This is a genomic window from Phycicoccus elongatus Lp2 (genome assembly GCF_000367525.1).
Classification (GTDB): Bacteria; Actinomycetota; Actinomycetes; order Actinomycetales; family Dermatophilaceae; genus Phycicoccus_A; species Phycicoccus_A elongatus.
Genome location: NZ_HF570956.1, coordinates 742020 through 760172, shown reverse-complemented (window position 1 = coordinate 760172; position 18153 = coordinate 742020). Strand labels below are relative to the sequence as shown.

Genomic DNA, 18153 nt, shown 5'->3' with positions numbered 1-18153 from the left:
GCACCAGGCGACCGGTCGAGAGGGAGCAAATCGCGGGCAACGCGTTGTCGGGCCTGCGATTTGCTCCCTCTCGACGGGGAGAGTGGTCCGGTTGACGGGGAGAGTGCTCCCTCTCGACGGGGAGAGTGGTCAGCCGAAGGTGGCGCGGCTGCGCAGCGCCTCGGCGAGTTCGTGCGCCTGGTCGCTGAGTGCTCGGCGCACCCCCGGGGTGAGGTCCTCGCGCGCCAGCGCACGCTCCCCCATGGCCGCGGTCTCCCGGCTGACAAGGTTGCGCGGGAACAAGACCCTGACCACCTGCTCGAGGGCGTCATCACCCATCCAGGTCGACATCCGCGCGACGGCATCCGGGACCCGGTCGACGTACCCACCGACGAGGGTGGGATCCGGCGCGGCCCAGAAGGACTCGGCCAGCGACCCCGCCTCGTAGTTGCTGAGGGCGCGGTTGTGGGTGAGCTCGGTCCAGGCCCACCCCTTGCTCGCGACGTCAGGGATGGCCGCCCGCGCACTCAGGGCGGCCATGCGACCCGAGAGGGTGTCATCCGAACGACGGATCTCCTCGATCCGATCCTCGTCGAGCAACCCCTGCGCGGCGAGGTTGCGCGCGACGATCCACCGGAAGTCTCGATCCTCCTCCAGCCCGGCCGGCAGGTGACGGCGGTCGAGCCAGGCCCAGAGCCGGTCCTGTTCTGTGGACGTCCGCGCAAGCAGTCGCGCCGCCGTGACCGATCGGCCCGATCCGGCCTCGGCCTCCCGCAGGACCCGGAGTGCGACCCCGGCCACCCGGCTCATGGCCGTCTCTCCCGCGGCGTGCGGCAGGAAGGACGGGATCACCCTGTCCACGAGTTGCTGGGAGACCCGGGCGAGCACGACGTCATTGGGCTCCTGCGTACCGCCCGCCGTGAAGATGTCGAGCGCAAGTCGGGGATCCACGGTGCCCCGGTAGACGCCGCTGAGCACAGCCCCCCAGGCCACGGCCCGGGCCTGGTCGTCGGGCACCGTGGCGAGCCCGCGCACGAGTGCCGACATCGTGGCCGGCGCGAGGTCGACGGTGGCCCACGTGAGGTCGCCGGCGTTCGGGATGACGATGTCGGCCGCCGGTGCGGCGGCCAAGGTGTCGTCGATGGTTCGGTCCAAGGTGATCGTCAGCGGCACCCGGAAGACCTCGGCGCCATCGCTCCACCCGGCGATGTCGAAGGTGTGTGGCCGGTTCGCCGGGAACTGCTCCGGTGTGCGGCGCAGCACCACGCCGCCGAGTTCGGTGGAGATGACGTCGGCGCCCGCCGTCTCGAGCCAGGCCCGGCTCCACGCGCTGAGGTCCCGCCCCGCCGCAGCCGACATCGCGGCCAGGAACTCGCGGAGCTCGCCGTTGCCGAACTCGTGGCCCTTCAGGTATGCCGTGACGCCGGCGACGAAGGTGTCGTCACCGATGTGGGCGATGAGTTGGCGCAGGACCGACGCGCCCTTGGCATAGGAGATCCCGTCGAAGTTCTGCAGGGCCGACATGGCGTCGGGCGCCGGGGACCCCGCGACCGGATGGGTCGACGGGGCGCGCTCCGCGGCATACCCCCAGAGCTTGCTCTCCATGGAGAACTCAACCCACGCATCGGTGAATTCGGTTGCGGCAATGAGGGTTCGATAGGCCATGTACTCGGCGAAGGACTCGTTGAGCCAGAGGTCGTCCCACCAGGTCATCGTCACCAGGTCGCCGAACCACATGTGCGCCATCTCGTGCGCGATCGTGTTGCTGCGCGCGGTGAGCTGCTCGCGCGTGTAGGCACCGCGAAAGAGGTAGGTATCCCGGAAGGTGACGCACCCGGGGTTCTCCATCGCCCCCGCGTTGAACTCCGGGACGAAGACCTGGTCGTACTTCCCGAAGGGATAGCGGATCCCGAAAAGCCCGTGGTAGTAGTCGAAACTCGCCTTGGTGATCTCGAACATCTGCGCCGCCTGCTCGCGCAGCTGGGGCTCGAGCGAGGCCCGGCCGTAGATCGCCAGCGGTATGCCGTCGTGCTCTTCGCGCTCGACCACGTAGGGACCCGCGCACACCGTGACGAAGTAGGTCGCGAGCGGCTTGGTGCTCGCCAGCGTCCAGACAGCGCCTTCGCGGGTCTCGGCGCCGTTGCCGATGACCACCCAGTCCTCGGGCGCGGTGACGGTCACGGCATACGGGGCCTTGAGGTCGGGCTGGTCGAAGCAAGCGAAGACCGAGGGCGCGGCGTCGAGGAAGAGGTGCCCGTAGACATACGCCCGCTCGTCGGCCGGATCGACACTGCGATGAAGCCCCTGGCCGTCGCGCGAGTAGGCCATGGTCGCCTCCACCACGAGGACGTTGTCGGCCGCGAGGTCGGTCAGCGGGAAGCGTCGGTCGTCGAGTTGGCCGGGATCGAGATCACGGCCGTTGAGGCGGATCGCCGCCAGCGAGACCGGGTTGACCTCGACGAAGGTCGCCGATCCCGGTTCGCGACAACCGAATCGAATCGTCGTGACAGATCCGAAATGCTCAGCTCCGGTCGTCAGGTCGAGGACAACCTCCATCGAGGTGACCTCGAGGAGACCGGCCCGGGTGATCGCCTCGTCACGAGTCAGGGACGCCATGGCGCCGATCCTCGCACGCGGGCCCGTCAGTAGGGGCGGTAGCCGGTCGCCATGCCCTCGAGGCGCGCGATCCGCTCGCTCATCGGCGGGTGGGTCGACATCAGCCGCGAGATGTCCTGTGCCCGGAAGGGGTTGGCGATCATCATGTGGCTGACGCCACTGACCTGGCGGGTGGGCGCGAGGGGGGCACGCGCCGTGCCGACCTCGAGCTTGCGTAGCGCCGAGGCCAGGGCGAGTGGGTCACCGGTGAGCTTGGCGCCGTCCTCGTCCGCGTCGTACTCGCGGGTGCGGCTGATGGCCAGTTGGATGACCATCGCCGCGAAAGGCGCCAGGATCGCCATCGCGAGCAACGCAATCGGGTTGCCACCGCCGCCCTCACGGTTGTTGCTGCCGCCGCCGAACATCATCCCGAAGGACAGCATCTGCCCGACCGTGGAAATGACGCCGGCGATCGCGGCCGCGACCGAGCCGGTGAGGATGTCGCGGTTGTAGACGTGCATGAGCTCGTGCCCCAGCACCCCCCGCAGTTCGCGCTCATCGAGCAGGCGGAGGATCCCCTCGGTGCAGCACACCGCGGCATGTTGCGGATTGCGTCCTGTCGCAAAGGCATTCGGCGCATCGGTGGGCGAGATGAAGAGCTTGGGCATCGGCTGATTGGCCTTCTCCGAGAGCTCGCGCACGATGCGATACATCTCGGGTGCCTCGGCCTCGGTGACCGGGCGGGCGTGCATGGCGCGGATCGCGATCTTGTCGGAGTTCCAGTACGACCAGAAGGTCGTGACCAGGCCGATCGCCGCGAAGAGGAGGATGAACGCATTGCTGCGCGTGTAGGACGCGACGATGGCGCCCATCCCGAGCAGCACGACCCAGATCAGCCCGAAGAGGCCGGCGGTCTTGAGGCCGTTGTGATGACTGTGCATGTCTCCTCCAACGTCGGGACGGAGCAGGGGCGTTCCCCGGTCCGGGACAACAGACCTATGACAGCAGACCGTAGAGCACCTGAGGCACGACGCTGGCGACCACGAGCAGCGCCGTGCCGAGGGACAGCACCGCCAGCGCCCCGGGCCCCACCTGCACCTCCACCCCCGTGCCGGCGTTGTTCCCGGATGCCGCGGTTGTTCGGTGCTCCGGTGCGGCCAGCAGCACCGCAATCCAGCGGACATACACCGCGATGCCGAGCACGACCGCGATCACGGCCAGCACCGCGAGTGGCCACAGCCCGGCCGCCAGCAAGGGACGAATGGCCACCACCTTGGCGACCAGGCCCAGGATCGCCGGCGGCAGTCCGGCGAGGGTGAGCAACGCAAGGATCAGCGGCCCACCAACATGGGGGTGGGACCGCGCCAGCCCTCGGTATGCCGCGAGGCCACGCTCCGATCCCGGCTCCCCTCCCGCCGTGCGCACGGCGGTCGCGACGGCGAAGGCGACGAGGCCGGCCGCGGCATACGTCAGGGCGTAGGCGACGGAGGCTCGGTGGCCGACCGTCGTGAGGGCAGCGAGCGGGAGCACCACCCAGCCGGCCTGGGCGATCGTCGACCACGCGAGAAGGCGGACGAGGTCGGTCGCGCGGAAGGCGACGACCGTGCCGACGAGCATCGACCCGATCGCGAGGGCGCCGACGACGAAGGCGAGGGCGTGCGGGTGGGGGTCGGCGAGGCCGGCGAAGGGGGCGATGAGGGCGAGCAGGGCGCCGACCGCAGCCAACTTGGACGCGGTGGCGAGCAGCGCCGAGATGGGCAGGGGCCCGCTGACGAAGGTGGGTGGGGTCCAGGCGTGGAACGGCACGAGCGACAGCTTGAAGCCGAGCCCGACGAACAGGGTCAGGATCGCGACGACGAGCACGGCGCGCTGATCCGGCTGGGCCCAGGCCGTGCGGATGGCGGTGCCGGAGAGGGAGGCGTCGCCGGTCGCCATCACCCACAGGCCGGTGCCGACGACGAGGACCGCGAAGGACAGCAGCGAGGTCATCATCAGGGTCAGGCCCCCATGGGCGGCGCGGCGGGTGCCACGCAGGACGACGAGAGCGATGACCGGCAGGGTGGCGAGTTCGAGGGCGACCAGCCAGGTGCCGAGCTCACGCGCTGCAACGACGGCGGCGCCTCCGGCAGCGGATGCGAGGATCAAGGCGACGTCGACGGCGCGGTCCCCGGGCAGGTCCCGCCACTGGTCCGAGAGCAGCAGCAGCGCGGCCAGGCTGGCCGCGAGGAGGCCGATCTGGAGGGTGCTGTCCAGCGGACCGGCGCTCCAGAGGCAGGCGCCGTCCGGGCCGCCGGGAAGGCAGAGCGTGAGCACCGGTTCGCGGGCGGGGCTCAGGGCTCCCGGCATGGCGCCGGCCGCGCCCATGAGGAGGGCCAAGGCGCCGACGACCAGGTGCGGCAGGGTGCGTCGGGGCGCGAGGGCGTCGACTAGCAACACCAACAGCGCGCCCAGGGCCGGTGCGAGGGCGGGTAGCAGGCGCAGCGCGTCGATCGAGACGGCGCCGCTTTGCGCGGTCAGTGCGCTCAGTGTGCTCAACCCGGTCAGGGCGGTCACGGTGCACCTCCCAGGACGAGCTGAACCGCGGGTCGCGCGATGTCGATGGCGAGCCACGGCAGCAGGCCCAGACCGATCACGCCCAGCGCGAGCACGAGGAGGACGACCCGCTCGACCCCGCGCGTCTCGACGTCGACAGCCGCATCGCCGGACGGTCGAGTGAGGAGAACATGCGGTGTCGAGTCAGGTGCGAGCGGCGTGTTCTCCTCACTCGACTGTCCGGGGGCGGGGGTGTCAGGCTCGTCGCCGACCCAGATCAGTCGCGCGACGCGCAGGGAGTATGCCGCGGCCAACAGTCCGCCGATCGCCGCCAGGACGGCGCACACGTGGAAGAGATCCTCGAGGCCGGGTCGGCGCGGCGCCCAGGCCGACATGATGACCAGGAACTCGCCCCAGAACCCGGCCAGTCCGGGCAGCCCAAGGGCAGCTGCGAGACCGAGGATGAGCAGGAAGCCACGGTGCGGGGCGACCTCACGAAGGGCCGGCCAGGCCCGGCCCAGGTCGACGCTCCCCCAGCGCCGCTTGAGGCCGCCGACGACGACGAAGAGCAGGGCCGAGATGACGCCGTGGGCGAGGTTGCCGTAGAGCGCAGCCTGGAGACCGACCTCGCTGCCGGTGGCCAGTCCGAGGACCACGAAGCCCATGTGCGCCACCGACGAGTAGGCGATCAGGCGCTTGAGGTCACGCTCGACGAGGCAGATCAGTCCACCCCAGAGGATCGAGATGACGGCGGCGATGGCAACGGCCGGCGCGATGATCCCGAAGCCTTCGGGCACGAGCGCGACCGGGAAGCGGACGAGGCCATAGGTGCCCATCTTGAGCAGCACGGCGGCCAGCAGCACCGAGCCGGCGGTGGGGGCGATCGTGTGCGCAGACGGCAGCCAGGTGTGCAGTGGGAAGAGGGGCACCTTGACGGCGAGCCCGACCGTGAGGAGCAGCGCGATCGTGAGTTGACGTCCGCGCGGCAGGGACGGCGCGACCTCGAGCAGTCGGCCAAGGTCGCTGGAGTGCGCCGAGGCGACGAGCAGCAGGATTCCGACCAGCATGAGGGTCGAGCCGACGGCGGTGTAGAGGACGAAGCGCCACCCGGCCTCGGCCCGCGCAGGCGGCCGATGGGGATCGCCGAACCGGGTGATGAGCACCCACATCGGGATGAGCACGAGCTCGAACGCCAGGAAGAAGAGGATCGCGTCCCGCGCGGTGAAGGTCGTGAGCGCACCACCGACCACGAGCAGCAGACAACCCAGGAAGGTTGCCGCAGAGCCGCCGTCGGGCACCTCGCCACGGGCATGCGCGACGACGAGCACCCCGATCAGTGCCGTGAGCAGCACGAGCGGGATCGAGATGCCGTCGACCGCGAAACTGCTGCGGACGCCGAGCTCGGGGAGCCAGGCCCGGTCAACGGACGGGCGCTCGATGGCGACGCCGATCGCCAGGCCGAAGGTGATGAGCGCGGCGATGCCGGCGACGTTGTGCGCGACCGGGGTCGGCACGATGCGGCCGGCTCCGATGAGGCCGACTCCCACGAGGAGTGGGATCAGGAGCATGAAGGTCAGCGCCACGCGAACACCCCCACGGCCAGCACCGCCACGAGCCCCAGCACCACGAGCCACCCACCGGTGCGCAGCCGCTCTGCCCGGTGCGCCCGCTCGGTCACCGCCCCACCGAGCCGGGCGGTGACGGCCGCGCCCCGCACGTAACCGTCGATGACCTCGGTGTCGACGAAGGCGACGATCCGCGCGAGGTGCACCACGGGCTTCGCGAGAGCCCGGTATGCCGTGTCGGCGCCGAAGCCGCCATCGAAGAGGGCCACTCGCCGACCGGCGAAACGCACGCCCGGGTCACCAGCGCGCCCGAGCGCGAAGGCCAATCCGGCACCGACGCCGATGAGCAGAACGGTGATCAGGGTCCAGACCCAGGACAGGCCGTGCAGGTCGAAGAGGTCGAGCGCGAGCGCCAGGCCGCCGATGAGGGTGAGGACGGCGAGGGTGACGAGCACTGCGTTGGCCGCGCCGCGTCCGTCGGGGTCGAGGCTCTCCGATCGCCGCTGCCGCCGCGACTCGGACATCTCGCCCACGGCCTCGACTGGTGCGGTGACGTCGATGAGTTCGGCGATGACGAGGTACGCGCGGGTGCTGTAGGACGCCGTGAGCACGACGGTCACCAGCAGGGCCAGCAGCACGAGCAGGCCGGGGCCGCCCTGGCTGGCGCCCTGGTAGGCGGTGTCGATGACGGACTCCTTGGAGAAGCCGCCGACGACGAGCGGCACGCCGGCGAGCGACAGCAGGCCGATGAGGAAGGCTGAGCGCCCCAGTCGGGTCCGCATCCCCGCTCCGCGCAGCAGGGCGGCGGTGGTGCCGCCGGCAATGACGCCGAGCAGGCCGATGGCCAGGAAGAGCAGCGACTTGAAGAGGGCATGGGACCACAGGTGGAAGAGCGCGGCGCCCGGCACGATGGCCAGGGCCGGCCCGGGTGGGACGCCGACAGCGGGGGGCTCACCGGGCTGCTGCTCGAGGATCACCGGAGCAGCAGCCAGCGCGGACAGCATGATGGCGACCTGGCTGACCGTCGACCACGCGAGCAGCCGTTTGAGGTCGCTCTGCCCCATGGCGAGCAGGGCCGCAAGCACCATGGTCACCGAGGTCGCGATGCCGAGCACCCAGCGGGCGACCTCGGCCTGGGCGAGGGCCGGGTAGAGCCCGGCAAGCACGACGGTGCCGGCGGCGACCATCGTCGCGGCGTGGATGAGCGCCGACGCCGGCGTCGGGCCCTCCATCGCGTCGGGCAACCAGTCCTGGAAGGGCACCTGGGCCGACTTGCCGAGCACTCCGACGATGATGAGGACGAGAAAGGTGTTGCGCAGCACCGGATTCGGGCCGACACAGCCGTAGGCATCGCAGACCGTCGGCTCCGCCCACAAGCGGAGCACCACGGCATACCCGGTGGAGCCGACGCTCGTGGCGAGGCCCACCACACCCAGGACGAAACCGACGTCCGCGAGCCGTGTGACGAGGAAGGCCTTGTGGGCCGCGCGCCGGGCCGACTCCTTGCGCGACCAGTGCCCGATGAGCAGGTAGGAGCACCAGCCCATGACCTCCCAGCCGACGAGGGTGAGCGCGAGATCACGGGAGTGAACGACGAGGAACATCGCCGCAGTGAAGAGGGCAACGGTGGCGGCGAAGACGGGGTAGCGCTCGTCGTCGCGCAGGTACCAGGTGCTGTAGATCTGGACGGCCGCCGAGACCAGGGCGACGACAAAGGAGATCGCGGCGAGGGGCCTCGACGTCCCCAGGTCCAGCGGCAGGAACAGGCCCCCGAGGTCGATCGACGGAAGCCACGAGATCGTCTCGGGCGCTTGGGTGCGCAGCATCGCGCCCCCGGCGAGGAGCGCGAGGAAGCCGCTGCCGGCCGGCGCAAGCGCGCGCACAACGACGGCCCAGCGCCGCGTGAGCAGGACGACCACGCCGATGACGGCGCTCACCACGATGAGCAGTAGGGCGCTCACGGCTCGCTCCCGTCATCGAGGTCGATGCGTCGGCGATGCCGGAAGAGGGTGAGGACGATCGCGAGGGCGACGACGGTCTCGGCCGCCGCGATCGTGATGACGAAGAGGGGGAGCACCGAGGCCCCGGACCAGCGGCTCCCCCCGACCAATCCGCTGGTGACGAGCAGGACCAGCCCTCCGGCGAGGATGAGTTCGATCGCGATCAGGACCATGACGGGATGGCGTCGGGTGAGCACGCCCATGATGCCCAGACCGATGAGCGCGACCGCCAGGACGACCGGGCCGACGAGGTGGATCACGAGGGCACCTCCGTCTCGTCCCGTCGAATCCGGGAGACGGCGAGTGCCGCGACGAGCGCGGCGAGCAGGAGCAGCGAGAGGATCTCGAAGGGCCAGACCCACACGCCGAAGAGGTCCTGTGCCACCGTCGTCGAGTCGACCGCGGCCCGTTTGATGGCCCCACCCGATGCGCCCCCCACGAGGGGGACGAGGACCGCCCCGAGGAGCACCGCGACGGCGGCGCCACTGAGGGCGCCACCGATCCGGCGCGGCCAACCGACGGTGTGGGCGGTGTCCGGCCCGATCGGGGCGCGGGTGACCATGAGGGCGAAGAGGACGAGCACGACGATCGCGCCGACATAGACGAGCACGAGCACGAGCGACACCAGTTCGGACCCCAGGACGAGCAGTGACCCCGCGACGCCGAGCAGCGCGACGACGAGCCAGAGGGCGGCATGGACGACGTGGCGAGTGGTGACGGCGAGCAGCCCACCGACGAGCGCGAGCAGGCCGGTGGCGCCGAACGCAAGGTCGAGCGAGGTCATCGGCCCCGCTCCGGGCGGTTGGCGGCGGTCACCTCGGCCGGGTCGGCCGCGGACTCATTGAGGGCCGGTGGCGGAGGCACCGTCGCCATCCACTCCCCCAACCGGTCCTTCTCGTGGAGCAGGTCGCGCAGGTCGTATTCGGCGTATTCGAACTGTGGGCTCCAGAAGAGGGCGTCGAAGGGGCACACCTCGACGCAGATCCCGCAGTACATGCACAGGCTGAAGTCGATGGCGAAGCGGTCGAGGACGTTGCGCTGCCGGTCCCGGCCACCCTCGGTGGTCGCCGGGATCGTCTCCTTGTGCGAGTCGATGTAGATGCACCAGTCGGGGCACTCGCGCGCACAGAGCATGCAACTCGTGCAGTTCTCCTCGAGCAGAGCGATGACGCCGCGACTACGGGGCGGGAGGGTCGGCTCGGCGTGCGGGTACTCCGCGGTGTGGGTGGGTCGCATGACCGACTTGGCGGTCGTCGCCATCCCCTTGAGCAGCCCGGGGAGTATGCCGTCGCGCCCGCGCTTGTCCTTGGGCGCGCTCACCAGCCCATCACCACCCCGACGCCGGTGAGGGCGAGTTGGAGCAGCGCCAGGGGCACCAGCCAGAGCCAGGCCAGGCGCTGCAGTTGGTCGGCGCGGACCCGCGGCCAGGCGACCCGCATCCAGATGACGAGGATCGCGACGGCGAAGCCCTTGAGCAGGGTCCACACCCAGCCGAGGTGCTCACTGAAGGGTCCGTGCCACCCACCCAGCCACAGCGCGGCGAAGAGGAGGGACAGCACGACGATCCCGGCATACTCGGCGAGCAGGAAGAAGGCGAAGCGGAGCCCGGTGTACTCCGTCCACGGCCCCATGACGAGTTCGGCATCGGCGACCGGGGTGTCGAAGGGGGGGCGCTGGAGCTCGGCGACCGCGGCGACGAGAAAGACGATCGCACCGGGCAACTGCCAGAGCAGCCAGTGCGGCTGCCACCGCTCGGTGATCGTGGGCAGCGACAGGGAGCCGCCAGCCAGGCAGACGGACGCGACGGCGAGCACGATCGGCAGCTCGTAGGAGATGAGTTGCGCGGCCGCCCGCAGGGCCCCGATCAGGGCGTACTTGTTGGCGCTCGCCCACCCGGCAATGAGCGTGCCGAGCGCGCCCACCCCGGTCGCGACGAGCACGAGGATCGCGCTCGCGGGTACGTCGAGGCCGGCCACACCCGGCGCGATCGGCACGACGGCCAGCGCCACCAGGTAGGGGATGAGCGCGATCGCCGGGGCGAGCCGGAAGAGCCGCTTGTCCGCGGCCGCGGGGACGATGTCCTCCTTCTGCACGAACTTGGCCCCGTCGGCGACCAGTTGGGCCCAGCCGTGGAAGCCCCCGGCATACATCGGCCCGAGGCGGCCCTGCATGTGCGCCATGAGTTTGTGCTCGGTCTGACCGACGAGCAGGGGCAGCACGAGGAAGGCGGCAAGCACGCTCACCGCCCGCAGGGCAACCTCCACCAGCGTCATCTCGGGCCCCACTCGGGCGGCGGGACGCCCGGGGCCTGCACCCGTCGGCGCGAGGGTGACTTGGCGGTGTCGTGGCCCTCACCCGGTTCCTTGCCGCCGGGCCACGTCTTGGATGCGCGCGCGGCCAACTGGAAGGACTTGCGCAGCGGGGTGCCCTCGAAGCCGTCCGGCAGCAGCAGGGGTCGCAGACCGAGGTCCGTGTGGTCGGCGAAGCCGTCGAAGAAGACACCGAACATCTCGAAGGTCTCGCGCTCGTGCCAGGCCGCCCCGGCGTAGAGGTCGGTGATGCTGGCGAGCGACTGACCGTCGGCCACCCGCGCCGTCAGTCGTATGCCGCGGAGCCCGGTCGCGCTGTTGACCTCCGGGAGGGCGATCAGCCGGACCACGACGTCGAATCCCGGTGTGCCGGAATCCATCCGGTCCACCGCGGTCAGCCAGTCGAACATCGCGAACCCGTCGCAGTGGGCTCGTTCGACGCGCGCGTGCCACTCGCCGACGTCAACGGTCTCCAGCTCGTCGGGGACCGCAATCATGACGGGTCACCGGGGAAGCAGTCGGTCCGGGCCGCTTCGGCCCGCTCCTGCGCGCGACCCATCACCCACTGGACAGCCGCCAGGCCGAGGCCGCACACACCGACGACGACACCCCACACGGTCCAGCCAGCCGCGACCAGGAGGCCACCGAGCACCAGTCCCAGCACGCCACAGACGCCCACCCGCGGCCGGAGGCTGATCCGCCGGGGGCTGTTCGGGGCCATGAAGACTCCCCAGAGCACGGCCGCGAGCGCCAGCACGACAACGGCGACGACAATGCCGGTGACGCCACCGCCGGCGTGGTGGTGCGCCAGTTGCCCAATGGCCGCGAAGAGCACGATCTCGGCCACGAGCGCGACCAGCCCGAGGGCCAGCGCAGAGCCGCTGAGCATGACCGGCGCGGGGCGCCCGGAGGAACGTCGATCCTCGGTCACGAGCCCTCCTCCGGCCGAGAGAGGAGTGGTCGCCCGACCTCCGCCGCGCTCACGGTGCGGTGCGCGGCATACCCGACACCCGGGGTGCGCCCCGGCTGGCGATCGGCGACGAGTGAGCCGGTGACCTTCTCGCCGGCGATCTTCTCCTGGAGCTTGACGATGCCCTGGAGGAGCGCCTCGGGGCGCGGTGGGCAGCCGGGAACATACACATCGACCGGGATGATCTGGTCGACCCCCTTGGTCACCGAGTAGGAATCCCAGTAGGGGCCACCCGAATTCGAGCAGGCGCCGAAGGAGATGACGTACTTCGGCTCCGGCATCTGGTCATACAGCCGCCGGATCGCCGGGGCCATCTTGTCGGTGACGGTGCCGGACACGACCATCAGGTCGGCCTGACGAGGCCCCGGCGCGAAGGGGATGACACCCAAACGCATGAAGTCGTGGCGCCCCATCGAGGCCGCGATGAACTCGATGGCGCAGCAGGCCAGGCCGAAGTTGAAGACCCAGAGGGAGTAGCGACGGCCCCAGTTGAGCACGACACGCATCGGCTTGGGTGCGTGAGCACCCAAGGGGCCGACCGTGGGCATCGGCAGGGGGACCGGCAAGCTCACGCTGGTCACCCTAGTCGGCCCGGTGTCGCCCGGCGCGGAACTCCCGAGCCCACCTCCGTGGTCGACCCGGGTCGGCGACCCCGTCCACGCCGGTCAGGCCAGGGGGTTGACCCACCGGATCCCGGGGAATCGGCCGAAGGCTCGCCTCAGGGATGCAGGCATCATGATGCTGAGCATCCGCCCCGAACCCGGCGGGAGGGGGTCAGGCACCCAGCTGGGGCAGGGCCGGCGAGCGCAACCAGGCGTCGAAGAGGTCGGTCAGCCGCCGTCCGGTCACCCGCGCCGCCAGGCCCTCGAAGTCCGCCGTCGTCACCGAGCCGTGCTGATGGCGCCCAGCGAAGCCCTTGAGGATCGCGAAGAAGGTGTCATCACCCACCTCGCCCCGCAGGGCGTGCAAGGTCAGCGCACCCCGCTTGTAGACCCGATCGTCGAACATGTCCTTGGGCCCCGGCGCCGCGAGCACGAGGTCCTGCGGCAGGGCAGCCAGCCGCGACCAGTTGTGCCGGGCCCGCGCGTCCGTCGACTCCGACCCCGCCACCGGTGACCACAGCCACTCCGCATAGCAGGCGAAGCCCTCGTGCAGCCAGATGTCACGCCACTGCCGCGCCGTCATCGAGTTGCCCCACCACTGGTGGGCGAGTTCATGGGCGATCAGGCGCTGGGCCTCCCAGGTCCGATTCATCAGGTTGGCGCCGAAGGTCGACAGGGTCTGGCTCTCCAGGGGGATCTCGAGGTCGTCGTCCGTGACGACCGCGGTGTAGCCCGCCGCGAAGGGATACGGCCCGAACCACTCCTGCATCGCCTCGATCATCCGTACCTGGTCGGCGAAGGCACTGTCCATCGCGGCGCGCAACCGTGCCGGCCCGACCACGTGCACCGGGATCGGCGCGTCGGGGAGCTCGCGCACGGCATACCGACCGATCTGGAGGGTGGCGAGGTAGGGGGCCATCGGCTCGGACTGGACCCACGTCCACGCGGTCTTGCGGCCCGCCTTGCGCCGCGCAGCCAGGCGCCCGTTGCCCCAGACCGTGTAGGCCGCGTCACAGGCGATTGTCACCCGATAGGCCGCCTTGTCGCTCGGCCGGTCGTTGCAGGCGAACCAACTCGGGGCGCCATGCGGTTGGCTGGCGACGATGACGCCGTCGGCGAGTTCCTCCCACCCGGCGAGGCCGTCCGGGCCGCGCATCGGCCGCGGGTGGCCCTTGGTCGCGATGGTCACGGTCAGCCGGTGCCCGGCCGGCACCGGGCGGTCGAACCGCAGGACAAGCCGTGAGCCCCGGTGGGCGTGCCGTTTGACGGTGGCGCCAGTGACCTCGACCGACATGACCCGCAGCGCCGAGGACAGGTCAAAGGCGATCTCCTCGGTTGCCTCGAGGGTGCGACAGTGCGCGACGGTGCGCCCGGCGAGGTGGTTGCCGGCGATCGTGTAGTCGAGGTCGAGGTCGTACTCCTCGACCGCGTAGCGCAGGTCGCCGTGGCCCGGAACGTAGGGGTCGGCGCTCGGTTCAGTCCGCATCAGGGTCGAGGGTATGCCGCGGGGCCGGCTCGTCGAGCCACGGTCCGACCGGGTTTCCCATCCAGCGGGTGCGATCGGGCACGGACTCGCCGCGCATGACGAGTGAGACCGGGCCGACGGTGGCCGACCGACCGATCCGGGCTGCCGGCAGGACGACCGAGTTCGGTCCGAGGGTGCCACCCTCGGCGATCGTCACGGTGTCCATCGACAGGACGCGGTCATGGAAGAGGTGGGTCTGCACGACGCACCCGGCGTTGACGGTGGCGCCGTCCCGCAGGTCGATGAGGTCGGGCTCGGGCAGCCAGTAGGTGTCGCACCAGACGCCGTGCCCGACCTTGGCTCCGAGGGTGCGGAACCACGCATTGAGGACATGCGTGCCCGTGAGGGATCGCGCGAACCACGGAGCGGCGATGACCTCGGTGAAGGTGTCGGCGAGCTCGTTGCGCCAGATGAAGGAACTCCACAGCGGATGGTTACCCGGGCGCACCTTGCCGATGAGGGTCCACTTGGCCACCGTCGCCACGGCTGCCCCGACCCCGCCGACCGCCACCAGCACGACCCCGCCGAGGAGCACAGCAAGCCAGCCGGATCGCAGCCAGAGCCACTCGAGGGTCGCGGCGGCGAGGACGACGAGGGCCAGGTGCAGCCAGACCGGCACTGCCCGCGCCAGCTCGACGAGGGCGCGCGCCACACGCAGCCGCACCGGGGGCGCGGTCGTGCGCGTGGCGTCGGTGTCCGCGGACTCACGACGCAAACGCTGCGGGGGCGATCCCAACCAGCTCGTGCCGGCCTTGGCCTTGGTGCGCTTGGGAGCGGCGGACAGCACGGCGACCAGGCCCTGCTTGGGCACCTTGCGACCCGGAGAGGCCATGCCCGAATTGCCGACGAAGGCACCCCGACCGACCCGGGCATCGGCGACGCGCAGCCACCCACCGCCCAGCTCGTAGGACGCGACGAGGGTGTCATCGGCCAGGAAGGCGCCCTCGCGGACATCGGTGAACCGCGGGATGAGGAGCACCGTGGAGGCCTCGACGTCCGGGCCGATCCGCGCGCCCAGCGCACGCAGCCACACCGGGGTCACCGTCGAGGAGTAGATCGGGAAGAGCCACGTGCGGGCCTCGTCGAGGACCCGCAACGTCGTCCAGGCCTGCCACGCCTGACGCGAGTGCACGGGGTGCGCGCCCTCGGTCAGCCCGAGTCCGAGGAGTCGGACGATGAGGAACACGAGGGCCGCGAGCACGAGGAAACCCACTGTCGCCGCGACGGGCAGCCAGAGCAGGGCGCGGCCGAGGAGAACACCCAGGGATGGCGCGTCGGCGAGCGGCCCCGCAACGGAGGCGATGCCCGCGAGCGCCGCGACAAGGGGGAGACCGGCGAGCGCGAGGGCGGTCACGGCATACCCGATCACCCAGGCGGGACGGCTCGGTGGCGCCTCGTCCGCCCACGGCCCGCGGGCCGTCCCACTTGCGGCGGCCGGCGCTCCCGACCAAGCCTCGTCGGCAGGAACATTGCCGAAAACCGCTGAACCGGGGGCGATCTCGGCACGCTTGCCGACGTCGGCCCCCGGCAGGAGCGTCGAGCGCGATCCGACGCGGGCCCCGGCGCGCACCCGGATCGGGCCGAGGATGAAGTGGGCACCGTCGATCCAGTGGCCACGCAGGTCGACTTCCGGCTCGATCGAGGCGCCGGGCCCGAGATCGAGCATGCCGGTCACAGGCGGGAGCGAGTGCAGGTCCACGTCCGCGCCGATCCGCGCCCCGAGTCCGCGGGCGTAGGCCTTGATCAGGCCGGCGCCGGAGAGATTCGTCGCGCCGAGCTCGTCGGCGATCCGCTCGGCGAGCCAGACCTTGAGGTGGACCTTGCCGCCGCGCGGGTGCGCGCCGGGCTCGACACCGCGCAGGAGAAGGCGGGCGCTGAGCGCCGCCAGCGCCATCCGCCCGGGTGGAGTGAGCAGGAGGAGCACCCCGAGGGTGAGCAGCCACCACGGAGCCCGGGGCAGCCACTGGAGACCGATCACCTCGTGGGCGAGAGCGTTGCCCAGCCCGATCCACACCAGCCAGCGCAGCGCACCGACCGAGCGGTTGACGATCGTGGCGGCCACCTGGGCGAGCTGGGTCTTGCGGGGCACGATGCCGACATCGCGGTTGAGGCGACCCTGCGGGGTGGACATGGCATCGAGCACCGGGGCGAGCGTGGCCAGGGTCGGCGTCTCGTAGATGTCGGCGACGGTCACTTCGGGGAACCGCGCGCGCAGCCGCGAGATGATCTCGGCGGCGGCCAGGCTGTCGCCGCCGACGTCGAAGAAGTCCTCGTCGCTCGAGGTCGGCGCGGTGCCCAGCACCACCTCCCAATGTTCGGCGATGAACCCCGCCGTCCCTTCGTAGGCCGCGGCGACACCGCCTGCGCCCGCCCCCAGGGCACCGCTCGGCAGCGGCCAGGGCAGGGCGTCGCGGTCGATCTTGCCGCTCGTCCGCACGGGGATGTCGTCGACGACGGCCAGTTTGGGGACCAGTGGCGCGGGCAGGTCGCGGCGGAGCAACTCGACCGATGCCTTGGCATCGAAGCTGCTCGGGTCGACCGTGACATAACCGATGAGCAGCGGGTTGCCGGCGGCGCTGCGGCGGACCGCGGCTCCCCCACCGGTGACCCCGGGCAGGCCGAGGAGGGCGGAGTCGAGTTCGCCGAGCTCGATCCGTCGGCCACCGACCTTGACCTGCTCGTCGCGTCGGCCCGCGAAGACGATCCCGACCCCGTCGAAGCGCACCCGGTCTCCCGAGCGATAGGCGCGGTCCCAGCCCAGGGTGGGCATCGCGGCATACGCCACGGCGTCCTTGTCGGGGTCCAGGTAGCGGGCGAGGCCGACACCTCCGATGATCAACTCGCCTTCCTCACCATCGGGCACCGGCTCCCCGGACTCGTCCACGACGGCCAGGTCCCAGCCGGCCAGGGGCAGGCCGATCCGCACCGGCGGCTCGCCGGTGAGCATGGCGCCGCAGGCGACCACGGTGGCCTCCGTGGGTCCGTAGGTGTTCCAGACCTCGCGCTCGGGGGTCGCCAGGCGGGCACCGATCTCAGGCGGGCAGGCCTCGCCGCCGAGGATGAGCAGGCGCACGCGGGTGAGGGCATCGGGCGGCCAGAGCTGCACGAGGGTCGGCACGGTCGACACGATGGTGATGCCGTTGGCGATGAGCCACGGACCGAGGTCGACACCGGAGCGCACCAGTGAGCGGGGGGCGGGCACGAGGCAGGCGCCGTAGCGCCAGGCGAGCCACATCTCCTCGCAACTGGCGTCGAAGGCGACCGAGAGGCCGGCCATGACCCGGTCGCCGGGTCGGATCGGCGCCGCTTGGAGGAACATCAGCGACTCGGCGTCGACGAAGGCTGCGGCGTTGCGGTGCGTGACGGCCACGCCCTTGGGCGTGCCGGTCGAGCCGGAGGTGAAGATGATCCAGGCGTCGTCGGTCAGGTCGGGGTCCTCCCGCACTCCGGAATCCGGGATGGTGCCGGCGGTGGCCCGCACGACGAGGTCCGCCGTCACGACCGCGGCGACGCCGGCCTCCCCGAAGACGACCCTGGCCCGCTCGTCAGGGTCGTCGTGGTCGACCGGCACATAGGCGCAACCGGCGGCCAGGATGCCGAGAATTGCGATGTAGAGATCGGTCGTGCCGCTGGGGATCCGCACGCCGACCCGATCGCCACGCTCGACCCCGACGGCGACGAGGGCATCCGCGATGTCATCGGCGGCGTCGGCGAGCGCGGCATACGTGAGGGTCTCGCGGCCGTTGTCGAGCGCCAGAGTGTCCGGATGGGCGGCAACGGTCGCCCGAAAGATGTCGACGAGTGTGCGCGGCTCGGGGGCCTCATCGGCGCGCAGGAGCAACGGGGAGATCGGCACGCGGGCATTCTCCCGCAGATGGGTGAACGGCAGGTGTCGTCCCGGCACCGACCGGCTCGCCCACCTCAGCCGAAGTGCGTGGCGATCTCCTGCGCGACCCGCTCCGGCACCTCGAGAACGTCGTCGGGAGGTCGCCCAGGCCGCGCGTCCGACACGCGGTCGTGGCAGGTGTGGCCACCACACGTCCGGCCCCGACCCGTGTGGTGGCGACCCCCGTGCC

The 18153-nt window shown here is 71.1% G+C and carries 14 protein-coding genes; all 14 read right to left on the bottom strand.

All coding sequences use genetic code 11. From position 1 onward, the window contains the following. Positions 1–129: 129 nt before the first annotated feature. The 14 genes from pepN to BN10_RS03570 all read right to left on the bottom strand — a co-directional run bounded on the left by pepN (position 130) and on the right by BN10_RS03570 (position 17933). Positions 130–2595: an aminopeptidase N gene (gene pepN / locus BN10_RS03635; protein WP_010849806.1), complete on the bottom strand. Its 2466-nt coding sequence runs from the start codon at positions 2593–2595 to the stop codon at positions 130–132. A 26-nt stretch (positions 2596–2621) separates the two neighbouring features. Beyond that, entirely contained in the window at positions 2622–3515 is an 894-nt protein-coding gene (gene htpX, locus BN10_RS03630) for a zinc metalloprotease HtpX (RefSeq protein WP_010849805.1), read from the bottom strand. A 55-nt stretch (positions 3516–3570) separates the two neighbouring features. Beyond that, a complete protein-coding gene (locus BN10_RS03625) occupies positions 3571–5127 on the bottom strand; it encodes an NADH-quinone oxidoreductase subunit N (protein ID WP_010849804.1) in 1557 nt (518 codons plus the stop codon). Continuing rightward, positions 5124–6689: a complex I subunit 4 family protein gene (locus BN10_RS03620; RefSeq protein ID WP_156917122.1), complete on the bottom strand. Its 1566-nt coding sequence runs from the start codon at positions 6687–6689 to the stop codon at positions 5124–5126. Before BN10_RS03620 ends, BN10_RS03625 begins: the two co-directional genes overlap by 4 nt. After that, positions 6680–8632: an NADH-quinone oxidoreductase subunit 5 family protein gene (locus tag BN10_RS03615; RefSeq protein WP_010849802.1), complete on the bottom strand. Its 1953-nt coding sequence runs from the start codon at positions 8630–8632 to the stop codon at positions 6680–6682. The genes BN10_RS03620 and BN10_RS03615 overlap by 10 nt, the downstream gene beginning before the upstream one ends. Continuing rightward, positions 8629–8931: an NADH-quinone oxidoreductase subunit NuoK gene (nuoK, locus tag BN10_RS03610; protein ID WP_010849801.1), complete on the bottom strand. Its 303-nt coding sequence runs from the start codon at positions 8929–8931 to the stop codon at positions 8629–8631. Before nuoK ends, BN10_RS03615 begins: the two co-directional genes overlap by 4 nt. Beyond that, positions 8928–9455, bottom strand: a complete 528-nt coding sequence (locus tag BN10_RS03605) for an NADH-quinone oxidoreductase subunit J family protein (RefSeq protein ID WP_010849800.1) — start codon at positions 9453–9455, stop codon at positions 8928–8930. Before BN10_RS03605 ends, nuoK begins: the two co-directional genes overlap by 4 nt. After that, positions 9452–9991 (bottom strand): NuoI/complex I 23 kDa subunit family protein, encoded by a 540-nt coding sequence (locus tag BN10_RS03600; protein WP_010849799.1) that lies wholly within the window; start codon positions 9989–9991, stop codon positions 9452–9454. Before BN10_RS03600 ends, BN10_RS03605 begins: the two co-directional genes overlap by 4 nt. Continuing rightward, positions 9988–10944 carry a complex I subunit 1/NuoH family protein gene (locus tag BN10_RS03595; protein WP_010849798.1) on the bottom strand — a complete coding sequence of 319 codons (957 nt, stop codon included), beginning with the start codon at positions 10942–10944 and terminating at the stop codon, positions 9988–9990. Before BN10_RS03595 ends, BN10_RS03600 begins: the two co-directional genes overlap by 4 nt. Then, on the bottom strand, positions 10941–11477 hold the full coding sequence (locus tag BN10_RS03590; RefSeq protein ID WP_010849797.1) for an NADH-quinone oxidoreductase subunit C: 537 nt from the start codon (positions 11475–11477) through the stop codon (positions 10941–10943). Before BN10_RS03590 ends, BN10_RS03595 begins: the two co-directional genes overlap by 4 nt. After that, complete coding sequence (locus BN10_RS15525; protein ID WP_010849796.1) at positions 11474–11911, bottom strand: DUF2568 domain-containing protein; 438 nt, start codon at positions 11909–11911, stop codon at positions 11474–11476. Before BN10_RS15525 ends, BN10_RS03590 begins: the two co-directional genes overlap by 4 nt. Beyond that, on the bottom strand, positions 11908–12498 hold the full coding sequence (locus tag BN10_RS03580) for an NADH-quinone oxidoreductase subunit B (RefSeq protein WP_051369792.1): 591 nt from the start codon (positions 12496–12498) through the stop codon (positions 11908–11910). Before BN10_RS03580 ends, BN10_RS15525 begins: the two co-directional genes overlap by 4 nt. A gap of 226 nt (positions 12499–12724) precedes the next feature. Continuing rightward, positions 12725–14038: a M1 family metallopeptidase gene (locus tag BN10_RS03575; RefSeq protein WP_010849794.1), complete on the bottom strand. Its 1314-nt coding sequence runs from the start codon at positions 14036–14038 to the stop codon at positions 12725–12727. Continuing rightward, entirely contained in the window at positions 14028–17933 is a 3906-nt protein-coding gene (locus BN10_RS03570) for a Pls/PosA family non-ribosomal peptide synthetase (protein ID WP_040752422.1), read from the bottom strand. Before BN10_RS03570 ends, BN10_RS03575 begins: the two co-directional genes overlap by 11 nt. Between the last annotated feature and the right edge of the window lie 220 nt (positions 17934–18153).

What these genes read in the sequence shown, in the direction of transcription:
- pepN (WP_010849806.1), bottom strand. Translation starts at nt 2,595, where the DNA reads ATGGCGTCCCTGACTCGTGACGAGGCGATCACCCGGGCCGGTCTCCTC.
- htpX (WP_010849805.1), bottom strand. Translation starts at nt 3,515, where the DNA reads ATGCACAGTCATCACAACGGCCTCAAGACCGCCGGCCTCTTCGGGCTG.
- BN10_RS03605 (WP_010849800.1), bottom strand. Translation starts at nt 9,455, where the DNA reads ATGACCTCGCTCGACCTTGCGTTCGGCGCCACCGGCCTGCTCGCGCTC.
- BN10_RS03595 (WP_010849798.1), bottom strand. Translation starts at nt 10,944, where the DNA reads ATGACGCTGGTGGAGGTTGCCCTGCGGGCGGTGAGCGTGCTTGCCGCC.
- BN10_RS03590 (WP_010849797.1), bottom strand. Translation starts at nt 11,477, where the DNA reads ATGATTGCGGTCCCCGACGAGCTGGAGACCGTTGACGTCGGCGAGTGG.
- BN10_RS03580 (WP_051369792.1), bottom strand. Translation starts at nt 12,498, where the DNA reads ATGCCCACGGTCGGCCCCTTGGGTGCTCACGCACCCAAGCCGATGCGT.
- BN10_RS03575 (WP_010849794.1), bottom strand. Translation starts at nt 14,038, where the DNA reads ATGCGGACTGAACCGAGCGCCGACCCCTACGTTCCGGGCCACGGCGAC.